Below are 21,543 nucleotides of genomic sequence, written 5' to 3'. Positions count from 1 at the left end.
TCACTAACGATCATGCTCAAAACAAATAATCTATCTATTATTCTGACTGCTTTCATTCAGCCTGAAACTTTAGAGCAAAATGCAAAATTAGCTCACAAAAACCCCTTAGCATCATCTCGACATGATATTCTGCAACCATTACGTCAATGGCTGGATGAACTCGAAATTCAAAATCGTAAAGTAGCACACTTTATTGCTAAATTGATTCCAGCACAGTGTCCTTTCGAGCGTGATATTGTTTTATTCGGCCGCACAATAGCTCACATTCCACCTATGTGCAAACTGAATCCTCTTTATGATCAATTTGTTGGCTTGCGTTTTCGGGCGTTGTGTTATTTAGTAGATCACTGTGGCGAAGATATTCAGTCCTACTGTTAAACGCAAACTGAGAACACAAAACATGGAAATTAAAATTGAGCATCAACCCAGTCAAGAATATTTGCAAGATTTGGGAGTGTTCAAATGGGCGATTTGGCAAAAGGAAGTCTCCAAGTTTCCCTGGACTTATGATACTGAAGAAACTTGCTATTTTTTGGCAGGTGATGTGATTGTTACGCCGGATGGCGGACAACCAGTGCAGATGGGTAAAGGAGATTTGGTGACTTTTCCTGCTGGTATGTCTTGTATGTGGGAAATTATTAGCGACGTAAAAAAGCATTATTATTTTTTTTAATACAAATAGGCTATTCAGACATATAGTGTTGAGTGATAAGTCTTGACATCAGATATGATATCAACAAGGTCTGGCTCTATTCTTGTAATTAAAAAAGAGCCAGAAATGTTAATTTCTAGCTCAAATTGTTGAGACAAAACAGTATTGAACTAAATGCAAACCGAGGTATAAAACTTAGAATCTACCCAGGTTATGCAATCCTAAGATGATACCTACACCTAAAATGTGACCAAAGGCTGTCGTTGCAAGTAGCGCAGGTACACCAAAACCACCAAAGAAATTTGCTGAAGGTAAAGCTGGCTCAGAATTGGGATACTTAATGCTAGATTTGCCAAAGGCAATAGCTATGACGTTAGCAAGAATCATGATGATGCCAATGGAAGGACTCCATTGTAGGGGTGCGGTTGCTGCTGCTAATAATGTGGAAGTCAGCACTAGATTTACTCCTGAATGTGTGAATGATTGAAATTATCATCGGGAAATCTAGGAAGATTATTCAAGGAAAACTCCTATTTTGCAGCAATATTTAACAGTTATTCTAAATCCTTAATATAAACAACTACCTAATTATTCCTACTGAAGGAGATGTTTATGGTAATTAGTAATACCTACAGCAAAGTATTAACAAAATACCCAACTTTAAAAAAAAGTTGGGTATCTAAATCTAATACCAATTCACCAACTTCTCTAAGCTGCTGTGTTTAACAAACCATTATGCCGTAGCAACGAAACTGTACTGGGTTCCCGTCCCCGGAAAGCTTTGAATATTTCCATTGGGTGCTTGCTACCACCAAGCGCCAGTACGGTATCCCGGTAGCGTCTACCTGTTGTTTGAACTGCTGCTTCATCATCTAAGCCAGCTTCTTCAAAGGCGGCGAAAGCATCAGCACTGAGTACCTCAGCCCATTTATAGCTGTAATAACCTGCTGCATAACCACCTTCAAAGATATGCCCAAACGCACACAAGAAAGAATCTTCGGGTAGGGGTGGTAAAACTGTTGTTGTCTTGGCAATACGCTGGCGCACTTGTGCAGGAGTTTCATCACCACCAGGACGATAGCGATCGTGTAGTTCTATATCTACAGTGCTAAAGTGAATTTGCCGCAATGTGGCGCTACCACTCATATAATTGCGGGAGGCTAACAGTTTTTGGTAATAATGCTCTGGTAAGGGTTCGCCAGTTTCATAATGCTTGGCCATACCAAACAAAGTTGGTCTTTCATAGCACCAGTTTTCCATGAATTGGCTGGGCAATTCTACAGCATCCCACTCAACATTGTTGATTCCGGCGGCGCTGGTGTAATCAACTTTGGTAAGCATGTGATGTAAACCATGACCAAATTCGTGAAATAAGGTCTCTACTTCATAGAAGGTCATTAAACTAGGCTTGCCATCCACTGGTGGAGTTTGGTTACACACCAAATAGGCTACAGGCAAACGGACAGAGGTTGCACCATTATCATTAATTTTGCTGCGGTTAATGCAGACATCCATCCATGCACCGCCGCGCTTCTCCGCAGGACGGCTGAAAGGATCAAGGTAAAAGTAGGCGATGGGTTTACCTGTTTCATCGGCAATTTGGAAATATCTGACATCCTCATGCCAAACTGGTGCTTGCCCATCAGCTGGGGTGACAGTGACACCAAACAGCCGCTTAACTAGTCCAAATAAGCCGTCTAAAACTTGGGGTAAGGGGAAATAAGGACGTAATTCTTCGGTTGTAAAGGCAAATTTTTCTTCTCTTTGGCGTTCTGCCCAAAAGCTAATATCCCAATGTTGTAAATCTGTGGCTTCTGGTGCGCCTTTAGCAGCAGCAAAGGCTTTAAGTTCGGCTAATTCTTTGGTAGCCGCATCATAACTTGCACTCCGCAGTTCTTCGAGTAGTGCTTCTACTGCTGCTACATTAGGAGCCATTTTACTCGCAAGGCTCAATTCGGCAAAGTTTTTGTAGCCTAATAAATTTGCTAGTTCTTGCCGTAATTCCAAAATCCGCACAATTAAAGGATTATTATCTAACTCACCAGAAGAAGCGCGGGTGATATAAGCTTTGTACAGATGTTCACGCAAGTCTCGGCGGGTGCTGTGCTGCATAAACGGCCCGTAGCTGGGAAAATCTAAGGTGATGCGCCAAGGGCCATTTTCGGGGGTGGCGTTTTCTTCACCAGCGGCACGGGCAGCTTGGGCTGCTAGACTGAGGGAACTTTGGGGTAAGCCGTCAACTTCTGCTTGAGTTGTCAGGGTTAAGCTATAAGCTTTGGTGGCATCTAATACATGGTTAGAGAATTTTGTCGATAATTCTGCTAACTCCATTTGAATGGCATTATAGCGATCGCGTGCTTCTCCTGATAAGCCTACACCAGACAATTCTGCATCTCGGATGGCAGAGTCAACAATGCGCTGTTGGGCTGGTTCTAGGGTTGCCCAGGTCTCACTAGCCCGGAGTTGTTTAAAGGCGTTGTAGATAACTTGACTTTGACCCAGTTTATTGCTGAACTGTACGACTTCGGGTTGGACAGTTTCATAAGCTTCGCGCAGCTGGGGACTATTCTTCACTCCCATTAAATGACTGACTATGCCCCAAGTCCAGTTCAGCCTTTCTGTGAGTTTTTCTAATGGTTCGACTAAACCGTTCCAAGTCGGCTGGACATTAGTTTCTATTGTAGTAAGTTGCTCATCCAGTTCTTTTAACAACTGAGTGAAGGCTGGAATTACTTGTTCTGGTTGTATCTCGGTGAAGGGCGGTAAGCCAGTACCTTTAAGCAAGGGATTTTGGGGAATAGTGGCTGCACTCATAGGGTTATGTTAATGCCGATAAATATCCATATATCTTCTAATGTAGCGATCGCTGTGATTTTTAGCTTTGCCAAAATGCCGAAATAACCGAATATACATAGCAGAGAATAGGGAATAGGTTACAGGTTACAGGTTACAGGTTACAGGTTACAGGTTACAGGTTACAGGTTTATTTTTTAGGCCTATCGTTTTTGTCTTTTTTCCAGGCATAATCATCCCAGATTAATTTTTTCCTAGGTGTCCTGTGATGAAATTACAACTATGCGCTTTGATTACACCTGTTGCTGTATTGTTGGCTGCTACCCAAACATTAGCCGCGATTAAAACCAAGAACGTTGAGTATAAGCAAGGAAATACGGTTTTACAAGGCTATTTAGCTTACGATGATGCAATTAAAGGTAAACGTCCTGGGGTTTTGGTGGTGCATGAGTGGAATGGACTGCAAGCTTATGCGAAAAAACGCACCGAACAATTAGCCAAGCTGGGTTATGTTGCTTTTGCTGCGGATATTTATGGTAAAGGTATTAGACCAAAGAATCCTGAAGAGTCGGGTAAGCAAGCGACTATTTATCGGAATGATAGACAATTGTTGCGCGATCGCGCTAATGCTGGGTTAAAAGTATTACAAGCCAACCCACTAACTGATGTTAAACGCATTGCGGCGATCGGTTATTGTTTTGGCGGTGGTACAGTCTTAGAACTTGCCCGTAGTGGTGCAAATATCGCCGGAGTAGTCAGTTTTCATGGCAATCTCGATACACCAAACCCTAACGATGCTAAAAATATCAAAGCCAAAGTTTTAGTATTACATGGTGCTAATGACCCATTTGTTCCAGCCGAACAAGTCACAGCTTTTGAAAACGAAATGCGCCAAGCAAATGTAGACTGGCAGTTAATTTCTTATGGTGGTACAGAACACGCTTTTACTAACCCAGAATATAAAGGGGAGTTAAAAGGAGCGCTATATAACCCTATTGCTGATAAACGTTCTTGGGAAGATATGCGGCAATTTTTTGCAGAAATCTTTCGGAAATAATCTGGGGAAATAAAAAGTTAATATTTTCCCTATTTTCACACAATAAAAAGGCTTAAGTTTTTAGCTCAAGCCTTTACCTCACTCATCTTGAAATATTTCATGTTCTACCAAATATCAGCTGTTCCTTTCTTATAAGGTTCACCCGTAAAAGGTTGCACCCCAGTATTAGGATATTGATCATCTGTAGGGCCAAAAATTCGCATTGCGGCTTCAGAGATATACTCGGTTATCCTAGCGATGATATTGGAAATACCCATATTTTTAGACTCCTGATTTTTGAGTCAATTTAATTGTTATCTTTCTACTTTAATGCGATATTCTCCTATCGCTCAGACTCTCAATATATTGAGAGTTTACGCAATACTTTTTTAAATAGCTTTGCAATACTTTAGGTTGGGAAAAAAGTTTAAACTTTTGCTGCAATTCTAATTATAACAGAACTCTTGATTACACCTGTTTCTCTTATAGATATGGATGTTTTAGAGAATTTGATTTATGGAAAATAAACTATTAAAAAAGATTAAATATTGGCATAACTTATGATTATTCTCATCTGATTATGTTGTTTTGATGAAGTAGACAACTTAATTTTTTTTAGGAGTTGACATTATTTATGGTAAAAACTACCATAATAGAAAGCAGCATTCTTGTAAGGAAGCTCTTACATGACAACTATCCCAGACTTGGGCAGCTACCAGCACCAAGACCTGACAATCTCTGCGGCTGATTACAGCTTGCTTACAGACCTTTACCAGCTAACAATGGCAGCTTGTTATGTAGGTGAAGGAATAGAACAAAAAAAAGCGAGTTTTGAGTTATTTGTAAGGCGATTGCCAGAAAATTTTGGCTATCTCATTGCAATGGGACTAGAGCAAGCTCTGGCATATTTAGAAAAGTTAAGTTTTACTCATTCACAAATTGCCGCGCTACAGGCGACAGGAATTTTTGCCCATGCAAGCGATCGCTTTTGGTCTTTACTTGCTGATGGTAAGTTTACTGGTAATGTCTGGGCAGTTCCCGAAGGCACAGCCGTATTTGCTAATGAACCATTTTTGCGAATCGAAGCGCCGCTGTGGCAAGCGCAACTCATAGAAACTTATCTATTAAATACACTCAATTATCAAACTTTGATTGCCACCAGGGCGGCGCGTCTACGTGATGTTGCTGGTGAACAAGCGAAACTTTTAGAGTTTGGTACACGTCGGGCATTCAGTCCTCAAGGGGCTTTGTGGGCAGCACGGGCAGCCTTAGCGGGGGGATTAGATGCCACCTCCAATGTGTTAGCAGCGCTACAACTAGGTCAGCAGCCAAGTGGTACGATGGCTCACGCTTTAGTTATGGCGTTATCAGCAATGGAAGGTAGTGAAGCAGAAGCTTTTACAGCATTTCATCGCTATTTTCCCGGTGCGCCATTGTTGATAGACACTTACGATACCATCGCAGCGGCTGAACAGTTGGCAATAAAAGTCAAAACCGGGGAAATGGAATTATCGGGTGTCAGATTAGATTCTGGGGATTTGATAAGTTTATCCCAACAAGTGCGATCGCTGTTACCAAATGTGCCAATTGTTGCAAGTGGCGACTTGGATGAATGGGAAATTGCCCGACTCAAGGCGGCTGGGGCGGCTATTGATGGTTACGGCTTAGGAACGCGACTCGTTACAGGTACACCTGTCAATGGCGTATATAAACTGGTAGATATTGATGGCATTCCAGTCATGAAAAAGTCCAGTGGTAAGGCGACTTATCCAGGACGCAAGCAGATTTTTCGGTCATTTGTCGGCGGTAAGGTCAAAACTGATAGGTTGGGGTTAATTACAGAAACGCCGTTATCAGAAACACCTTTATTGCAATTGGTCATGAAAGAAGGTCAGCGGGTGCAATTGCCAGAAAGTTTGGCGGAAATTCGCCAGCGGACTGCGGCGACAGTAGCAAGTTTGCCAGAGGAGACACGACGGTTAACTAATCCTGTGGCTTTACAGGTGGAGATTTCTGCTGGGTTGCAGAAGTTGACTGAGGAGACTAAGGAACTAACCGCAAAGAACGCAAAGGGCGCGAAGTAAGATCATGAGAATTGCTTTATTTGGTACAAGTGCTGATCCCCCAACCGCTGGGCATCAAGAGATTTTAAGATGGTTGTCAGAACGTTATGATTGGGTGGCAGTTTGGGCGGCAGATAATCCGTTTAAGTCGCATCAAACCCAGTTAGAACATCGGGCGGCGATGTTGCGACTGTTGATTGCGGATATGGATGCGCCAAAGCATAACGTTGCAGTCACACAAGATTTAAGTAGCTGGCGGACACTAGAAACAGTAGAAAAAGCTAAACAGCATTGGGGCGAAAAGGCTGAATACACCTTAGTAATTGGCTCAGATTTGATCAATCAACTACCACGCTGGTATAGAATTGAAGATTTATTACAGCAAGTAGAACTATTGATTGTCCCAAGACCGGGATATGGAATAGCAGAAACTAGCTTAGAGGCAATCAAAAAACTGGGAGGAAAAATTGCGATCGCCACCCTCACAGGTTTAGATGTATCCTCAACAGCTTATCGTGAACATGGAGATACTGAAGCCCTCATAGCTCCCATTGTTGCTTATATTCATCAACAGCATTTGTACAAATGCCAGGACGCAACCACAAAAAGATTCCAACTCCGCTAAATCAACAACCTTTGGCTGATTTTAAGGTAGGTGTTGATAATGTAATTTTTTCTGTAGATACTGCTCAAAATCGACTTTTGGTTCTCCTCGTCATGCGACAGCAAGAACCATTTTTAAATTATTGGAGTCTTCCGGGGACATTAGTGCGTCAAGGCGAATCTTTAGAAGATGCAGCCTATCGCATCATGGCAGAGAAAATCAGAGTCAACAATCTTTATTTAGAACAGTTGTATACCTTTGGCGGGCCGAACCGTGACCCCAGAGAAGCAACAGATAGTTATGGTGTGCGTTATCTATCAGTGAGTTATTTTGCCCTCGTCAGATTTGAAGAAGCCGAATTAATTGCTGATAAAGTTGCGGGAATTGCTTGGTATCCCGTCAAGCAAGTGCCACAATTAGGATTTGACCATAATGAACTTTTAACCTACGGTCACAGACGACTGCGAAATAAATTAGAGTACAGCCCGGTAGCTTTTGAAGTTTTACCAGAAATGTTTACTTTAAACGATTTGTATCAACTATATACAACCGTTTTAGGAGAAAACTTCTCTGATTACTCTAACTTTCGGGCGCGTCTACTCAAGTTAGGTTTTTTGTGCGATACCGGAGTAAAGGTATCACGCGGTGCAGGTCGTCCAGCGAGTTTATATAAATTCGACGCTGAGGCTTTTGCACCCTTTAAAGATAAACCTTTGGTGTTCATCTAAAAGTCCAGAGTCAATAGTCAATAGTCCATAGTAATTGATTTTGACTCTTGACCCTTGACCCTTGACCATTGACTATTAACTAATATGAAAATTGCGATCGCTCAACTTAATCCGACAATTGGTGATTTACCTGGAAATGCCCACAAGATTCTAGAAGCAGCACAACAGGCGGTAAAAACAGGCGCACGTTTATTGTTAACCCCAGAACTTTCTTTGTGTGGTTATCCACCACGGGATTTATTATTAAATCCGAGTTTTGTCTCTGCTATGAGTATGACATTACAACAATTAGCCAGAGATTTGCCACCGGAATTAGCTGTGTTAGTCGGTACTGTTGAACCAAATACGAAATCTCATATCACTGGCGGTAAAAGTTTATTTAATAGTATTACTTTATTAGAATCAGGCAAAGTCAAGCAAATTTTTTATAAGCGGCTGTTGCCTACTTATGATGTATTTGATGAAGACCGCTATTTTGAACCAGGGTTACAACCTAATCATTTCACTTTAGATGATATTCATATTGGCGTAACTATTTGCGAAGATTTATGGAATGACGAAGAATTTTGGGGCAAACGGAGTTATGCCGTCAATCCTATTGCAGACTTAGCAATTTTAGGCGTAGATTTAATTGTTAATTTATCCGCTTCACCTTACAGCGTTGGCAAACCACAGTTTCGAGAATCGATGTTGAAACATAGCGCGGTGCGTTTTCAACAACCGATGATTTACGTCAACCAAGTAGGCAGTAATGATGATTTGATATTTGATGGTTATAGCTTTGCCTTGAATGGCCAAGGCGAAATTGTGTGTCGCGCCCGTGGTTTTGCTACTGATTTGATAAATGTAGAATTTAACGATAAACAACGAGATTTAGAGTTAAGTTCTTTAATCCCTGCTTGCGAATCAGCAGAAGAAGAAATATGGCAAGCTTTGGTTTTGGGTGTGAAAGATTATGCGCTGAAGTGTCGCTTTTCTAAAGTAGTATTAGGTTTAAGTGGTGGCGTAGATTCGGCATTAGTAGCAGCGATCGCCACAGCCGCATTAGGTCAAGAAAATGTCCTCGGTGTTCTGATGCCTTCCCCTTACAGTTCCGAACATTCTGTAAGTGATGCGTTGGCATTAGGTGAAAATTTAGGCATTCAAACCAAAATTTTACCCATAGGCGAACTCATGCAAGGCTTTGATCATAGTCTAGCGGAATTGTTTGCAGGTACAGAATTTGGCATTGCTGAAGAAAATATTCAATCGCGGATTCGCGGTAACTTATTAATGGCGATCGCTAATAAATTTGGCTATCTCTTATTATCCACTGGTAACAAGTCAGAAATGGCCGTCGGTTACTGCACCCTCTACGGCGATATGAACGGTGGGTTAGCCGTGATTGCTGATGTGCCAAAAACCCGCGTTTATCAAATTTGCCATTGGTTAAACCGCAACGACGAAGTTATCCCGCAAAATATCCTCACCAAAGCCCCCAGTGCTGAACTCAAACCCGGTCAAGTTGACCAAGATTCTTTACCACCCTACGAAGTTTTAGACGACATCTTGCAACGCTTCATTCACGACCATGAATCAGCCGCCCAGATAGTTGCAGCAGGTCACGACCCCATAATTGTAGACAGAGTAATTCAAATGGTTGCCCGTGCTGAATTTAAGCGCCGCCAAGCACCCCCAGGCTTGAAAATTACTGACCGCGCCTTTGGTACAGGCTGGCGAATGCCCATCGCTAGTAGTTGGGTAGCTATTAAAAACGCCTATCAAGCCATACCTGTTTCTACCCCTACTTAACAGAAGGTGGGCATTGCTTTGATTTTGACAACATATTCCCAGGTTTTACGAAAGCAATGCCTACCCTAAAAATTAGATTTTATAAAAAATACAGAATTATTTTTGCGTAAATTACTGAAATTGCCTTGAATCGTAAAGTAATACTAAAATTCACGGCTGAAATTTTTAGCCGCGAGTATAGTTTCAGACAATATTACCCATGAGGGAAATGTTGTTTATACCTAGTTAGAACTCAACGAAGATAGGTGCAATATGAAATTACAAGATTTCTTAGGTAAAGAAGAAAAATGGGGATTTGAGGCGATCGCTAAAGATGAAGAGTTGACTCGCCAAATTCAAATATTATTAATTGGCTTAGGTTTATTAGAACCACCTGCTGATGCTAAATTTGGCCCTGTGACAGCTGCTGCAATCAAAAAATTTCAAGAGTTAAAAAAAATTGATGAGCCAGATTATATAGGTGCATTTACAGCCAAAGAATTAATTGAAACTAAACCTGATGAATTACCTAAACCAGCCTTAAAATTAGGTAACGACATTGCCAGCAAAATTGTGAAGTATATGCTGGCACAAAATTATCAAGTTTTTACTGGCGCTAAAGAATACAACATTGTTTATGTTGAAGGTATAGATGGTGACTGGAACCTGAATAGTGACACACCCAACGCCTTTAACGATCGCCGTATTGTCATTGAAGTCGTTAATGGTACTCCTAAAATTGTCGATCACTGGCAAGCTACCACGGAACCAGGCAGATATTACACCCTAAACCCCATGAATCCTGGAGGTGCAGCCAGAATTAAGTTTGGACAATACAAAGCTTGGGCTGTTGGTTTACATGGCAATGCAGAACGTCACGAAGCATTAGTACAAGTTGCACCAATTACTGTTCACCGCGATTTCAACAAAGATTATCAACGCACAGGCGACAAACTAGATACAGGTCTTTTCTACGTCAATCAACACTGGGGCTATGATGCGCCTAGTAATGATATCAAAAATGCCAGTGCTGGTTGTCTTGTAGGGCGGATGCGCCAAGGACATAGAGAGTTTATGTCAATTATTAAACAAGACCGTCGCTATGTAGCTAATAATGACTATGTATTTTATACAACAGTAATTCCTGGCGATGATTTATTGAAGAAGTTTCCGGGATAAAATTTAAACTCTGGATATCTCCTTCAATATGGGTGTGTCTTAATGAGAACAGACACACCCATCAATAATTATTAAGCCCACAAGAACGACAACAAAGATAAATATTTACTCAGCACTCAGCGAGAAGTTGCGTGCTGAGAGAACTTGCGTGCGCGGGGAACCCGCGTTGAGCAAACTTCGGTGACTCAACACTCAACGAATGATAGTCTATGTGATGAACTGATATAAGTAAGTTATCCATGACTGCTGCTGTTCTGTTATACCAATTCACTAAAAGTGTGATACAGATGATTTAGGAATAAATATGAAAGGGTGAAAATGGTTGGAGTCACCAAAGTCGAAATAAAAGAATCAGTCCAAGAATTGCATGAACTGCTCTTAAAACAGAAAACAGCATCAAGCCGTGAACGAATTCAAGCTTTGTATTTGCTGAAGATGGGGCAAGTAAGAACAGTACAGGATGTAGCTGTGGTCGTGGGCAGAGAAAGGGTGACAGTGCAGAGATGGCTAAAGACTTATACAGAATCAGGAATAAACGGTCTGTTGTCAGTAAACAAGAGTACAGGAAGACCGCCAATTATTAATGGTTCAGCTAGAGAACAACTTTTAAAAGAACTCGAACAGCCAGAAGGATTTAAAAGTTATGAAGAAATCCGAACATGGTTGAAAGCACAAGAGGGAGTAGAAGCGTCATACAAAGTAGTACACGATACAGTACGTTATCGAATGAAAGCAAAGTTAAAAGTACCAAGAGCAGTAGGGGTAAAACACAACGAAGAAGCAGAATTGGAATTTAAAAAAAACTGCCACAATACTTAGAAGTCATTAAAAAACACGTCATAGAGCCAAAAGATAAACACAAAAAAACTAGATACTGGTGTGGTGATGAAAGCCGTGTAGGATTAAAAACAGAACCAGGAAGACTAATCACGCTTCGTGGCGTTAAGCCTATTGGCATTATGCAATGGAAGAGAGAAAACTTCTATTTATACGGATTAGTAGAACCATTAACTGGAGAGTATTATATCTGGGAATTTTCTCATTTAAATACAGCTTGTTTTAGCATTTTTCTAGAGCAGTTTGCGAATACATATTCTGAAGAGATACATATTATTCAATTAGACAATGGTGCTTTTCACTTAAGCCAGACTCTTCAAATACCAGAAAATATTATTCTCTTATTTCAACCTCCCCATACTCCGCAAGTTAATCCAATTGAACGCTTATGGGAAGAAGTCAAACGGAATTTGAGTTGGGAATGCTTTGCTAATTTGGACGAGTTAAGAACAGTTATCTGGCAACGTCTTGAGGAATTAAACACATCAATTGTTGCTTCTATTACAGGTTGGGGTTTTATTCTGGATGCTTTATTTGTATCAGGCTTTTCGTGAATTGGTATTAGAGAATGTCTTCAAGTTTTACAAAAATATTCCTGTAGTTAATGATTTATCATTTGCGATCGCACCTGGAGAAATCTTTGCGCTACTTGGCCCTAACGGTGCAGGTAAATCAACCACAATTCGGATGTTAACTACATTAACAAAGCCGTCTCAAGGACATCTAGAAGTAGCTGGTTATGATGTTGTCAAACAACCAATACAAGCCAAACAGAGTATTGGTGTTGTATTGCAGCAAACTAGTGTGGATGGCGATTTAAGCGTCTGGGAAAATATGGAACTGCATGGGCGGCTACATCATATCGCCAACCCACAGCGACAAAGACTGATTAATCAGTGGCTAGAGTATGTGGAACTAGCAGACAGAAGAGATGATTTAGTAAAAACTCTGTCTGGAGGAATGAAACGACGATTACAAATAGCCAGGGCTTTACTACATCGACCACAAATTTTATTTTTGGATGAACCAACTGTTGGACTAGACCCTCAAACGCGCCGACGACTTTGGGAAATTATTCGGGATTTAAACAAGCAAGGAATGACAATGTTACTCACGACTCATTATATGGATGAAGTCGAGTATTTATGTGGAGCTTTTGAAGGAACTAGGCCGGGACGCATCGGGATTATGGATAGTGGCAAACTTATAACTTTAGGAACGCTCCAACAGTTGCGTTCTGCTCACGGTGAAGGTTTAGTAATGAAACAATTGGGCATTGCCGAGGCGGGTAATGACAGCGCCCGACGTTGGGAATATTTATTTTTCCCTTCTTTAGAAGAAGCAAACACTTATCTGAATCAACAGCCAGATAAAACTGGAATGATGGTGCGTTCTTCTAATTTAGAAGATATTTTCGTGGAACTAACTGGACGACAGTTAGATTGATTTCAACCTCCTAATTCCTGCAACATTGCTTCCACTCTGGCAACTCCATCGGCGTTATTCTGACGTTGGTATAAACTACGAGCTTTTTGCAGTAAGCTGTTTGCTTGCTTTGTCTGACGACGTTGTTTAAACATCGCTGCCATAAACTCATATATTTGAGGATTGTTTCGATCTATGCCGATCGCTTGCTCATAAGCCCAATTAGCTGCTTCATAATCGCCTAAACGAGCTTGGGTAACTCCTAACCCCAGATAAGCATTAATATTGTTACGGTTCAGTTGAATAGCGCGACGATAAGCATCTCTCGAACCTTTAGTGTCACCCAAGTTAGCTTTGATGTAACCTACAGCATAAAAGAAATCACTATTGTTGGGGTCGAGACCGAGGGCGCGACGATATGCAACTAGTGCAGCTTGGTAATTTCCTTGTTGGGCGTACAAATAACCCATACCAGAATGTACTTTAGCATTCTTCGGATCAAGGGCAGCGGCTCTTTGATATGTAGCGATCGCGCCATCATAATCACCAGCATCAACTTGTCTGCGACCTTCTTCAAACAGTTCCTTTAACTCTGGGTTTTTTGCTTGCGCGACTAATACCTGAGCCTGAACTCTCGCAGGGATAGCAACAACGCTACATCCTAATAACAGAACACTAACTATAAGTGATATGCGTTTGTACACAGTAAATTTCCTGAACTTCTAACAAACTTTTTTCTTGTACATTAAAACAAAAATATGGATTTTTGAAAACTGTATTTATTCTGTTTTACGAAATATTAATATTTTTTAACTCTTGGGACGTAAAATACACAAGTCTACTAGAGTTTCTACTGAATGATAGATACCTCTAGTATTAATTATTCAGTATACTCCTCATCTCAACCTCTAGACTATTAATTGCCCACTTAAGTCTTTTTTTGTGAACAATTTTATTTGACTAAATATTGCCTCAAGAATTCTCATCTTAATCACGACAATATTAAAATTCTGTATCAATTTTTATCTTACTTTCTAGTACTCAGTTTGATTTTGAGTCAGCAGTTACGTCAATAATCACAATCTCAGACGTACAATATTCTTTGACCTGCTCACCTGTAAAATTAGTCTATGATTTTAACTACAACCGATGTGATTCAAGGTGCAGTGATTGATTCATATTTAGGTATTGTAACTGCGGAAGTTGTTTACGGCAGCAATTTCTTACGAGATTTTTTTGCCAGTATTCGAGATGTAATTGGTGGAAGAACTGGTAGCTATGAACGTTTATTTGAAGAAGGACAAAGAAAAGCACTCTCAGAACTAGAACAACGCGCACAGCGGTTAGGCGCAAACGCTGTCATTGGTATTGAAATCGATACAGGTACAATCAATGTTGACCAGTCTGGAGTTTTAATGCTGATTACTGCTACAGGTACGGCAGTCAGAATGCGTTAGTTTTTCATCTCACACTAACACAAATTTTTTAATAATATATTGAGAATCGCTAATAGGTAATCACTCTGACAAAATTACTTATTAGCGATATTTTAAAAAATAAATTAATTTTGATAATTTTGTCTAAATTTTATTATTTAATTAGAGTAAAATTTACAGATATTCAGCCTTCAATTTAATATTGATTCAATTTTCATATTTATTCTTACCCTAGATAGATAAAACAAGTCTTTCTGTTGATAGATATTAAAAAGTAGAAATAGCAATTTAATTTTAGACGTAAGCATGAATATAGCGAAATAACTTTACTAAAAAATAGTTAAGGAGCAAATAAACTATGTCATACGTAAATCGCACAGGTGACGATATTGTTACTGATCCTGCTGTAGTAAATAGAGTTGCTGATTATCATGACCGTGTTCGCTGGGGGCCGATAATTTCTGGGGTGTTAATTGCTTTAGCTACCCAGCTAATTTTGAGTGCCTTCTTTGCAGCTATTGGCGCAGGTAGAGTAGCAGATTCAGGTGCGCCTAGAACAATAGCACCTGATGTGGCTGGTAATGTAGGAATTTGGTCTACCGTTGCCTTATTATTGTCACTATTTATTGGTGGATGGATCACAAGTCGTGCATGTGGGCCGATGAACCGCAATACGGCTTTGCTAAATGGAGCCATTCTCTGGGCTACCACTTTGGCACTGAGTTCTTGGCTCTTGGCGAGTGGGGTAACTGGTGCTTTTGGAATTGCGGCTTCTAATGCAGGAGAAGTTATCAACCAAGTACAACAGCCTGGTGGTTTAGCTGTACCACAAAATGTGCCTAATGTCAGCGCTCAACAAACTCGTGATGCTGCTGCTGCAACTTCCAAAGCTTTGTGGTGGTTCGTTCTAGGTTCTTTACTGAGTTTGGCTGCTTCATTAATAGGAGCTATCGCTGGCGTTCGTAGCCCTCGGACTAACACTTATCGTTCTTAGAGAATATTTTTTCTGCGTATATTTTAAAAGCACCTTAACAAAGGTGCTTTTGAGATTTTGCATTTAATGTTTGTATTGTCCAATCAATTCTGCTTTTGCTAAAACATGACCTTTCATTGCTGTTAAAACTTGTGTTTTCGTCGCACCTGTTCTTAAACCTAACTTTTTATCTAAAGCATAAAGTTTGAAAAAGTAGCGATGAGTTCCGCTGGGTGGACAAGGCCCACCATAGCCCAGCTTACCAAAATCATTTTGTCCCTGTACTCCTTTCAAATCTGGGGATGTAATTTGTTCAGGTAATTGACTAACTGTAGCTGGAAGATCATAAACCACCCAATGAACAAACGTTCCTCCAGGTGCATCAGGGTCATCAACAATTAAGGCAATACTTTGTGTATTTTTTGGTACTTCATTCCAGGCTAAAGGCGGGGGAATATCTTCACCATCACAGGTATATTTAGACGGAATTAAAGCATTACCATTAAAGGCTGTGCTTTCTAGTTTCATGCTTTTTATTTCCTGACGAGATTGCTGGCGATCGCTGGACTGAATCTTGGTATTATTAGGATGGCTACAACTCATCATAGATAATCCTAATAAACCAACTATAACAATGCTGTAATCTCTAAAAAATCTGTCTCTACGCATAATTAAGACAGGAAAATTTTGTGACCAAAAGTTAAGTTTTATCCTTAGAAAAGCGATCGCGCCCAATATGCACTTCCCACTCTACAACTCTGGCGGAGTCTGCTAACATCCCATCTCGCGCACGCGGGCTACTATTAACAATAACTTGAGCCTGTTCCAGATTCTCCGCCTGAATCACCCAAAGTCCAGTTCCATCATGGGGAAAAAACGGCCCGCAGCAAAGTAGTATACCTTTTTCTTTTTGCTCAAGAAACCACTCCTGTTGATTTTGGTCATGTTCTGGGTGAAATTTTTTGTAATCGTAATATTCAGGAACGGTTGCAACTACAACAGCAAAAAGTTTAGACATGGTGTTTTGTGCAAATTTATTTCAGATTGTAAATTGCTAATTACCACTTTAAAAATGAAGCTTCAATTCCTTGTTCTCTCCTAATTTTGCTGTCTTTCTCAAACCAACTAATTATTTGCTGGGTTGTTAAATCTTCAACAGTAACATTGTATTCTTGAGCGATTTGCTGCAAGAGTTTATGAGATGAAATAGTTAATCTTGTTAAAAACTTTTCTGGTGAAGACAGCAAAGCTGCGTCAACTTTTGCTGATTCTTCCAAGGTTAAAAATTGGGTTGATGGTTGCTGTGATGGTAAATCCATAAATTAGTCAATAGTCATTTGTCAATACTGCTGAGTCAGATAAATTTCCTCTGAACCCTTAGCTGTTGACGGGATAATGAGTAAAATCTATCACTAATTTGGCTATTAACTCTATCCTAATTTGGATGTGAATGAGAAATTAATTCCGCGGTTGCTGGCGAGCCTGGACTAAATAGCCACAGCGATGTTCACCGTTGATAATCCAGTGGGTACGTTCTACTATACAGTCTGGTAGCACAGCTGCAAACATTTCCAATTCGTGACCGCAGACGCTAGGAAAAGACTCAGCAACGTTGGAAATGGCACAATTATGTTCTATTAAAACAAAGCGATCGCCTTTATCGGCAGAATTTGGCTCATCTGGTTCCACAGAGTGATACTCTGCCATGAATCCTTCCGCTTTTCGCAATTGAACTAAAGTTTCTACCCGTTCTTTTAAGGAACCTTTACCGACGCGATCGCGATACTCTTGGGCTTTGCGTTCCCATTGTTTTTGTAAAATTGTCTTCATTTTGTCGTGACCGACGGTTTCGGCTAAGGTATCCAGCAGCGAAACTGCAAATTCACCGTAACCATCACCAAAGCGATCGCTGGTTGTGCGATGTAGGCGATCGCGTCCTTGACGACTCAGTTCATAAATATGTTGTGGCCGCCCCATCCCCGCCTGTGCAGTCGATGAATAGGTAATCAATTCCTCCGCCTCTAAATCTTTGAGATGACGACGAATTGCTTGCGGGCTAACATTTAAAACTTCCGAAAGCTCCAAAGCGGTTGCTTGTGAGTGTTTTAGCAGATATTCGAGAATCTCTTGCTTGGTTGAGGACTGCTGGGTAGTCGCCATCTTAGTCCTAAAATTTTTTGAGAAAATTTGACTTTAACAACATTGTTGTTGTTAATTTAGCGTAAAATGAAGATACATTAAACAACATGGATGTTGTTTTAATCTCCATCTTTATTCTAACAGCCGTGTGAACCACTCGATAACGCGAGATCGGCATCGGCTAGAAACCAGCCCGTCTTCCATCCTTCAAGAGATCCATTTACGGAACACGAGAGACTACTACCGATGAGTGCCACTGTCAAATCCCTAGTCAACCAACCTTACAAGTACGGCTTTATTACAGATATCGAAGCCGATACCATCCCGCGTGGACTTAGTGAAGACGTTGTTCGCTTGATTTCCGCAAAGAAGAACGAGCCGGAATTCATGCTCGACTTTCGTCTGAGAGCCTATCGCCAGTGGCAAAAAATGACGGAACCAACCTGGCCTAACGTCAAATATCCACCAATTAATTATCAGGATATCATTTACTACTCTGCGCCGAAGCAAAAGAAAGAAAAGCTCAACAGCTTGGACGAAGTAGATCCGACACTACTGGAAACCTTTGAAAAGCTGGGTATTCCCCTTTCTGAACAAAAGCGCCTCGCAAACGTGGCGGTAGATGCAATTTTTGATAGTGTTTCCGTCGCTACAACTTTCAAAGAAAAATTAGCTAAAGATGGCGTTATCTTCTGTTCTATTTCTGAAGCCCTGCGGGAACATCCAGAATTAATCAAAAAATATTTGGGTAGCGTTGTTCCCATCGCTGACAATTATTTTGCTGCATTAAACGCCGCCGTATTCAGTGATGGTTCTTTTGTCTACATTCCTAAAGGCGTGAAATGCCCAATGGAACTGTCTACCTACTTCCGCATCAACTCTGGCGATACGGGACAATTTGAACGGACTTTGATTGTCGCCGAAGAAGGTAGCTATGTTTCTTACTTGGAAGGTTGCACCGCACCAATGTATGACAGCAACCAACTCCACGCCGCAGTAGTTGAACTGGTGGCTCTGGATAACGCAGAAATCAAATACTCTACCGTGCAGAACTGGTACGCTGGCGATGTTAACGGTAAAGGTGGTATTTACAACTTTGTTACCAAGCGCGGCTTGTGTCAAGGTGTAAATTCTAAAATTTCTTGGACGCAGGTAGAAACTGGTTCAGCTATTACTTGGAAGTATCCTAGCTGTGTGTTGGTGGGTGATAACTCTGTGGGTGAGTTCTACTCGGTGGCGCTGACAAATAATATGCAGCAAGCCGACACCGGGACGAAGATGATTCATGTTGGTAAAAATACTCGCAGTACGATTATTTCTAAAGGAATCTCCGCAGGTAATTCTAGTAACAGTTACCGGGGTTTAGTGAAGGTAAATCCAAAGGCTGAAGGGGCGAGAAATTATTCTCAGTGCGACTCGATGTTAATTGGGGATAATGCCCACGCTAATACTTTCCCTTACATTCAAGTTCAAAATAATACAGCGAAAGTTGAGCATGAAGCTTCGACTTCTAAAATTGGCGAAGATCAGCTATTTTTCTTTGCTCAAAGGGGCATTTCGGCGGAAGATGCGATTTCGATGATGATTAGCGGCTTCTGTAAGGATGTGTTTAATCAGCTACCAATGGAGTTTGCGGTGGAGGCTGATAAGTTGTTGAGTCTGAAGTTGGAAGGTAGTGTGGGTTAGGTTTTAAACGCAAAGTGGCGCTAAGGTATGCGCTAAGGTGCGCGGAGAGAAGAGAAGAGAGAGAAGAGAGAGAGAAGATGATTATTGAAAATAGTGCAGTTGTGCTGTCGGTGAAGGATTTGACCGCTGAGGTTGGTGGTACGCCGATTCTTAAGGGTGTGAATTTGGAGGTTCGCGCTGGAGAGATTCATGCAATTATGGGGCCGAATGGTTCGGGAAAGAGTACGTTTTCTAAGGTGTTGTCAGGACATCCGGCTTATACGGTGACTGGCGGTGAGGTGATTTTCCAAGGACAAAATTTGTTGGAAATGGAGCCGGAAGAACGGGCTAGGGCTGGGGTGTTTTTGGCGTTTCAGTATCCGTTAGAAATTCCTGGTGTGAGCAATTTGGATTTCTTGCGGGTGGCTTACAATTCTCGGCGCAAGGCGCAGGGGTTGGAAGAGGTAGACGCGTTTGATTTTGATGATTTGATTGAGGAAAAGTTGGAAGTTGTGAAGATGGATGCGGCTTTCCTCAGTCGGAGTGTGAATGAAGGGTTTTCTGGTGGTGAGAAAAAGCGGAATGAAATTCTGCAAATGGCGCTATTAGAACCAAAGTTGGCAATTCTGGATGAAACAGACTCTGGTTTAGATATTGATGCACTAAAAATTGTCGCGCATGGGGTGAATCAGCTGACTAATCCAGACAATGCGACGATTATGATTACCCACTACCAACGTCTGTTGAATTATATTGTGCCGGACTTTGTGCATGTGATGGCGCGGGGCAGAATTCTCACCAGTGGCGGTAAGGAACTGGCGCTGGAATTGGAGTCGCGCGGTTATGACTGGATTTTGGAGGAAAGTGCTGTTGAGGTGGGTGTGTAATGTCTATTCAAGTTTCTCCTAGTGCTATTCCTAACTCGGATGCAGTCAGTTTGGTGTCTTCTCTGTTAGATAGAGATGCTTATTTGACTGGGTTGTTAAATCAAGTAAGTGTAACTGAAGCGGAGGGGTTACAGGAATTACGCCAACAAGCTGCAAACTGGGTACGTCACTCAACTATCCCCACCACCCGCGAGGAAGAATGGCGGTTTACTGATTTGTCTGAGTTGCGGGGTGTGGAATTCCAGAAAGCACAGCCAGTTAATGATATAGAAGCATTAAAGGTAACTTGTCTAACTGATAATCGATTGGTGTTTGTTAATGGTGTTTATGCGCCGGAGTTATCTGCTGTTAACTTACCAGATGGTATTGTTGTAGGTAATTTAACTGGTTTAACAGTTGAAGGCGATCGCATCCGCAAATATCTCGCTCAAGCTGAGGGCGCTTTGGAAGTCTTCACAGCTCTCAACACTGCTGGTTTAACGGATGCAGCAGTTGTATGGGTGAGTAAAAATGTCGTAGTTGATACACCTATTCATCTGCTGTTTATTTCGGTTGCTCGCGAGACGGCGACTATTTCTCAGCCGCGTTGTTTGGTGGTGGCGGAAACTGGTTCGCAGGTGACTTTGGTGGAGGAGTTTACGAAGCTTGCGGCGAGTGGAACTTACTTTACCAATGCGGTGACGGAAGTTTGGGTTGGAGAGAATGCTGCGGTAAATCATACTAGGGTTGAGCTAGAAGGCGCAGAGGCGTTTCACATCGGTAAGACGGCGGTTAACCAAGCTCGTTACAGTCGCTATACCTGTAATGCTTTGAGTTTAGGTGCAAAGTTATCGCGGCACAATTTAGAGATTTTGCAAACTGGTGAGCAAACTGAAACAACTCTCAACGGTTTGGCGATGATATCTGGGAAGCAAGTAGCGGACACTCACAGTGCGATCGCTCTCAATTATCCTTATGGTAAAAGTGAACAATTGCACAAATGTATCGTTGGCGATCGCGCTCATGCAGTGTTCAATGGTAAAGTATTTGTACCTAAACCAGCACAGTTAACTGATGCTGCTCAGTTAAACCGCAATTTACTACTATCGTCAAAGGCGCGAGTAGATACCAAGCCTCAATTAGAAATTACCGCCGATAATGTCAAATGCGCTCACGGTGCAACTGTGAGTCAGTTAGAAGATGATGAAATCTTCTATTTGCAAAGCCGGGGAATTGATGAAAATGCAGCGCGGAATTTATTAATTAACGCCTTCGCTGCCGAAATCATCAACAAAGTTCCTATTGCTTCCCTGAGAGACATATTACTAAACACCGTCACTAGCTTTAAGTCCCTAAAAAATGACTAATGACTATTGA

24 protein-coding genes are annotated in these 21,543 nt (G+C 41.3%); 16 read left to right on the top strand and 8 right to left on the bottom strand.

Translation table 11 applies throughout. The annotated features are described in order from the left end of the window. Positions 1-12: 12 nt before the first annotated feature. Together NCWK1_RS04330 and NCWK1_RS04325 are read left to right on the top strand one after the other, a co-directional pair. The gene (locus NCWK1_RS04330; protein ID WP_103123845.1) at positions 13-378 is read left to right on the top strand and encodes a Mo-dependent nitrogenase C-terminal domain-containing protein; all 366 of its coding nucleotides are present in this window, start codon (positions 13-15) and stop codon (positions 376-378) included. Positions 379-400: 22 nt separating this feature from the next. Beyond that, a complete protein-coding gene (locus NCWK1_RS04325; RefSeq protein ID WP_103123844.1) occupies positions 401-673 on the top strand; it encodes a cupin domain-containing protein in 273 nt (90 codons plus the stop codon). 174 nt (positions 674-847) lie between these two features. Here the strand turns inward: NCWK1_RS04325 and psaK are convergent, their stop codons facing one another. Both psaK and NCWK1_RS04315 read right to left on the bottom strand, forming a co-directional pair. After that, positions 848-1,108 (bottom strand): photosystem I reaction center subunit PsaK, encoded by a 261-nt coding sequence (gene psaK / locus NCWK1_RS04320; RefSeq protein ID WP_096579914.1) that lies wholly within the window; start codon positions 1,106-1,108, stop codon positions 848-850. Between the two features lie 252 nt (positions 1,109-1,360). Further along, the gene (locus NCWK1_RS04315; protein ID WP_103123843.1) at positions 1,361-3,466 is read right to left on the bottom strand and encodes a M3 family metallopeptidase; all 2,106 of its coding nucleotides are present in this window, start codon (positions 3,464-3,466) and stop codon (positions 1,361-1,363) included. Between the two features lie 247 nt (positions 3,467-3,713). On the opposite strand from NCWK1_RS04315, the gene NCWK1_RS04310 reads away from it, so the two are divergent. Continuing rightward, entirely contained in the window at positions 3,714-4,502 is a 789-nt protein-coding gene (locus NCWK1_RS04310; RefSeq protein ID WP_103123842.1) for a dienelactone hydrolase family protein, read from the top strand. 104 nt (positions 4,503-4,606) lie between these two features. On the opposite strand, the gene NCWK1_RS29390 is transcribed toward NCWK1_RS04310, so the two are convergent. Continuing rightward, positions 4,607-4,759 (bottom strand): hypothetical protein, encoded by a 153-nt coding sequence (locus NCWK1_RS29390; RefSeq protein WP_187308047.1) that lies wholly within the window; start codon positions 4,757-4,759, stop codon positions 4,607-4,609. Positions 4,760-5,167: 408 nt separating this feature from the next. On the opposite strand from NCWK1_RS29390, the gene NCWK1_RS04305 reads away from it, so the two are divergent. The 8 genes from NCWK1_RS04305 to NCWK1_RS04270 all read left to right on the top strand — a co-directional run bounded on the left by NCWK1_RS04305 (position 5,168) and on the right by NCWK1_RS04270 (position 13,108). Then, positions 5,168-6,565 (top strand): nicotinate phosphoribosyltransferase, encoded by a 1,398-nt coding sequence (locus NCWK1_RS04305; RefSeq protein ID WP_103123841.1) that lies wholly within the window; start codon positions 5,168-5,170, stop codon positions 6,563-6,565. A 4-nt stretch (positions 6,566-6,569) separates the two neighbouring features. Further along, positions 6,570-7,169 carry a nicotinate-nucleotide adenylyltransferase gene (locus NCWK1_RS04300; protein ID WP_103123840.1) on the top strand — a complete coding sequence of 200 codons (600 nt, stop codon included), beginning with the start codon at positions 6,570-6,572 and terminating at the stop codon, positions 7,167-7,169. After that, the gene (locus NCWK1_RS04295; protein WP_096579924.1) at positions 7,130-7,876 is read left to right on the top strand and encodes an NUDIX hydrolase; all 747 of its coding nucleotides are present in this window, start codon (positions 7,130-7,132) and stop codon (positions 7,874-7,876) included. The genes NCWK1_RS04300 and NCWK1_RS04295 overlap by 40 nt, the downstream gene beginning before the upstream one ends. An 84-nt stretch (positions 7,877-7,960) precedes the next feature. Further along, positions 7,961-9,667: an NAD+ synthase gene (locus tag NCWK1_RS04290; RefSeq protein ID WP_103123839.1), complete on the top strand. Its 1,707-nt coding sequence runs from the start codon at positions 7,961-7,963 to the stop codon at positions 9,665-9,667. Positions 9,668-9,919: 252 nt separating this feature from the next. After that, positions 9,920-10,825, top strand: a complete 906-nt coding sequence (locus tag NCWK1_RS04285; protein WP_103123838.1) for a peptidoglycan-binding domain-containing protein — start codon at positions 9,920-9,922, stop codon at positions 10,823-10,825. A gap of 318 nt (positions 10,826-11,143) precedes the next feature. Then, positions 11,144-11,644, top strand: a complete 501-nt coding sequence (locus NCWK1_RS04280) for a helix-turn-helix domain-containing protein (protein ID WP_103123837.1) — start codon at positions 11,144-11,146, stop codon at positions 11,642-11,644. Further along, complete coding sequence (locus tag NCWK1_RS04275) at positions 11,629-12,216, top strand: IS630 family transposase (protein WP_340641195.1); 588 nt, start codon at positions 11,629-11,631, stop codon at positions 12,214-12,216. Before NCWK1_RS04280 ends, NCWK1_RS04275 begins: the two co-directional genes overlap by 16 nt. Next, positions 12,188-13,108: an ABC transporter ATP-binding protein gene (locus NCWK1_RS04270; protein ID WP_103123835.1), complete on the top strand. Its 921-nt coding sequence runs from the start codon at positions 12,188-12,190 to the stop codon at positions 13,106-13,108. The genes NCWK1_RS04275 and NCWK1_RS04270 overlap by 29 nt, the downstream gene beginning before the upstream one ends. 2 nt (positions 13,109-13,110) lie before the next feature. Here NCWK1_RS04270 and NCWK1_RS04265 read toward each other — a convergent pair whose 3' ends face one another. After that, entirely contained in the window at positions 13,111-13,791 is a 681-nt protein-coding gene (locus NCWK1_RS04265; RefSeq protein WP_096579932.1) for a tetratricopeptide repeat protein, read from the bottom strand. 426 nt (positions 13,792-14,217) lie between these two features. On the opposite strand from NCWK1_RS04265, the gene NCWK1_RS04260 reads away from it, so the two are divergent. Both NCWK1_RS04260 and NCWK1_RS04255 read left to right on the top strand, forming a co-directional pair. Then, entirely contained in the window at positions 14,218-14,544 is a 327-nt protein-coding gene (locus NCWK1_RS04260) for a YbjQ family protein (protein ID WP_096579934.1), read from the top strand. Positions 14,545-14,881: 337 nt separating this feature from the next. Beyond that, positions 14,882-15,517, top strand: coding sequence for a hypothetical protein (locus NCWK1_RS04255; RefSeq protein ID WP_096579936.1), 636 nt, complete (start codon positions 14,882-14,884; stop codon positions 15,515-15,517). A 63-nt stretch (positions 15,518-15,580) separates the two neighbouring features. Here NCWK1_RS04255 and NCWK1_RS04250 read toward each other — a convergent pair whose 3' ends face one another. From NCWK1_RS04250 to sufR, 4 genes are all read right to left on the bottom strand, one after another. Then, positions 15,581-16,165, bottom strand: a complete 585-nt coding sequence (locus tag NCWK1_RS04250) for a YbhB/YbcL family Raf kinase inhibitor-like protein (RefSeq protein WP_103123834.1) — start codon at positions 16,163-16,165, stop codon at positions 15,581-15,583. A 31-nt stretch (positions 16,166-16,196) separates the two neighbouring features. Further along, entirely contained in the window at positions 16,197-16,514 is a 318-nt protein-coding gene (locus NCWK1_RS04245) for a YciI family protein (RefSeq protein WP_096579940.1), read from the bottom strand. A 40-nt stretch (positions 16,515-16,554) separates the two neighbouring features. Next, positions 16,555-16,815 (bottom strand): hypothetical protein, encoded by a 261-nt coding sequence (locus NCWK1_RS04240; RefSeq protein WP_103123833.1) that lies wholly within the window; start codon positions 16,813-16,815, stop codon positions 16,555-16,557. A 139-nt stretch (positions 16,816-16,954) separates the two neighbouring features. After that, positions 16,955-17,656: an iron-sulfur cluster biosynthesis transcriptional regulator SufR gene (gene sufR, locus NCWK1_RS04235; protein WP_103123832.1), complete on the bottom strand. Its 702-nt coding sequence runs from the start codon at positions 17,654-17,656 to the stop codon at positions 16,955-16,957. Between the two features lie 225 nt (positions 17,657-17,881). Here sufR and sufB point away from each other — a divergent pair, with 225 nt between their 5' ends. The 3 genes from sufB to sufD all read left to right on the top strand — a co-directional run bounded on the left by sufB (position 17,882) and on the right by sufD (position 21,533). After that, on the top strand, positions 17,882-19,321 hold the full coding sequence (gene sufB / locus NCWK1_RS04230; RefSeq protein WP_096579944.1) for a Fe-S cluster assembly protein SufB: 1,440 nt from the start codon (positions 17,882-17,884) through the stop codon (positions 19,319-19,321). Positions 19,322-19,398: 77 nt separating this feature from the next. Next, positions 19,399-20,187 carry a Fe-S cluster assembly ATPase SufC gene (gene sufC, locus NCWK1_RS04225; protein WP_096579946.1) on the top strand — a complete coding sequence of 263 codons (789 nt, stop codon included), beginning with the start codon at positions 19,399-19,401 and terminating at the stop codon, positions 20,185-20,187. Then, positions 20,187-21,533 carry a Fe-S cluster assembly protein SufD gene (gene sufD / locus NCWK1_RS04220; RefSeq protein ID WP_103123831.1) on the top strand — a complete coding sequence of 449 codons (1,347 nt, stop codon included), beginning with the start codon at positions 20,187-20,189 and terminating at the stop codon, positions 21,531-21,533. The genes sufC and sufD overlap by 1 nt, the downstream gene beginning before the upstream one ends. Positions 21,534-21,543: the final 10 nt, after the last annotated feature.

The organism is Nostoc cycadae WK-1, assembly GCF_002897135.1.
Taxonomy (GTDB): domain Bacteria; phylum Cyanobacteriota; class Cyanobacteriia; order Cyanobacteriales; family Nostocaceae; genus Nostoc_B.
Note: the sequence above shows the minus strand (reverse complement) of the source record. Positions and strands in the feature narration are given on the sequence as shown.

Coding starts and splice junctions, on each gene's coding strand:
- NCWK1_RS04325 (WP_103123844.1), top strand. CDS start 401: ATGGAAATTAAAATTGAGCATCAACCCAGTCAAGAATATTTGCAAGAT.
- NCWK1_RS04330 (WP_103123845.1), top strand. CDS start 13: ATGCTCAAAACAAATAATCTATCTATTATTCTGACTGCTTTCATTCAG.
- sufR (WP_103123832.1), bottom strand. CDS start 17,656: ATGGCGACTACCCAGCAGTCCTCAACCAAGCAAGAGATTCTCGAATAT.
- NCWK1_RS04295 (WP_096579924.1), top strand. CDS start 7,130: ATGCCAGGACGCAACCACAAAAAGATTCCAACTCCGCTAAATCAACAA.
- NCWK1_RS04270 (WP_103123835.1), top strand. CDS start 12,188: ATGCTTTATTTGTATCAGGCTTTTCGTGAATTGGTATTAGAGAATGTC.
- sufB (WP_096579944.1), top strand. CDS start 17,882: ATGAGTGCCACTGTCAAATCCCTAGTCAACCAACCTTACAAGTACGGC.
- NCWK1_RS04300 (WP_103123840.1), top strand. CDS start 6,570: ATGAGAATTGCTTTATTTGGTACAAGTGCTGATCCCCCAACCGCTGGG.
- NCWK1_RS04250 (WP_103123834.1), bottom strand. CDS start 16,165: ATGCGTAGAGACAGATTTTTTAGAGATTACAGCATTGTTATAGTTGGT.
- NCWK1_RS29390 (WP_187308047.1), bottom strand. CDS start 4,759: ATGGGTATTTCCAATATCATCGCTAGGATAACCGAGTATATCTCTGAA.
- sufD (WP_103123831.1), top strand. CDS start 20,187: ATGTCTATTCAAGTTTCTCCTAGTGCTATTCCTAACTCGGATGCAGTC.
- sufC (WP_096579946.1), top strand. CDS start 19,399: ATGATTATTGAAAATAGTGCAGTTGTGCTGTCGGTGAAGGATTTGACC.
- NCWK1_RS04310 (WP_103123842.1), top strand. CDS start 3,714: ATGAAATTACAACTATGCGCTTTGATTACACCTGTTGCTGTATTGTTG.
- NCWK1_RS04290 (WP_103123839.1), top strand. CDS start 7,961: ATGAAAATTGCGATCGCTCAACTTAATCCGACAATTGGTGATTTACCT.
- NCWK1_RS04240 (WP_103123833.1), bottom strand. CDS start 16,815: ATGGATTTACCATCACAGCAACCATCAACCCAATTTTTAACCTTGGAA.
- NCWK1_RS04305 (WP_103123841.1), top strand. CDS start 5,168: ATGACAACTATCCCAGACTTGGGCAGCTACCAGCACCAAGACCTGACA.
- NCWK1_RS04245 (WP_096579940.1), bottom strand. CDS start 16,514: ATGTCTAAACTTTTTGCTGTTGTAGTTGCAACCGTTCCTGAATATTAC.
- NCWK1_RS04315 (WP_103123843.1), bottom strand. CDS start 3,466: ATGAGTGCAGCCACTATTCCCCAAAATCCCTTGCTTAAAGGTACTGGC.
- NCWK1_RS04260 (WP_096579934.1), top strand. CDS start 14,218: ATGATTTTAACTACAACCGATGTGATTCAAGGTGCAGTGATTGATTCA.
- NCWK1_RS04255 (WP_096579936.1), top strand. CDS start 14,882: ATGTCATACGTAAATCGCACAGGTGACGATATTGTTACTGATCCTGCT.
- NCWK1_RS04285 (WP_103123838.1), top strand. CDS start 9,920: ATGAAATTACAAGATTTCTTAGGTAAAGAAGAAAAATGGGGATTTGAG.
- NCWK1_RS04280 (WP_103123837.1), top strand. CDS start 11,144: ATGGTTGGAGTCACCAAAGTCGAAATAAAAGAATCAGTCCAAGAATTG.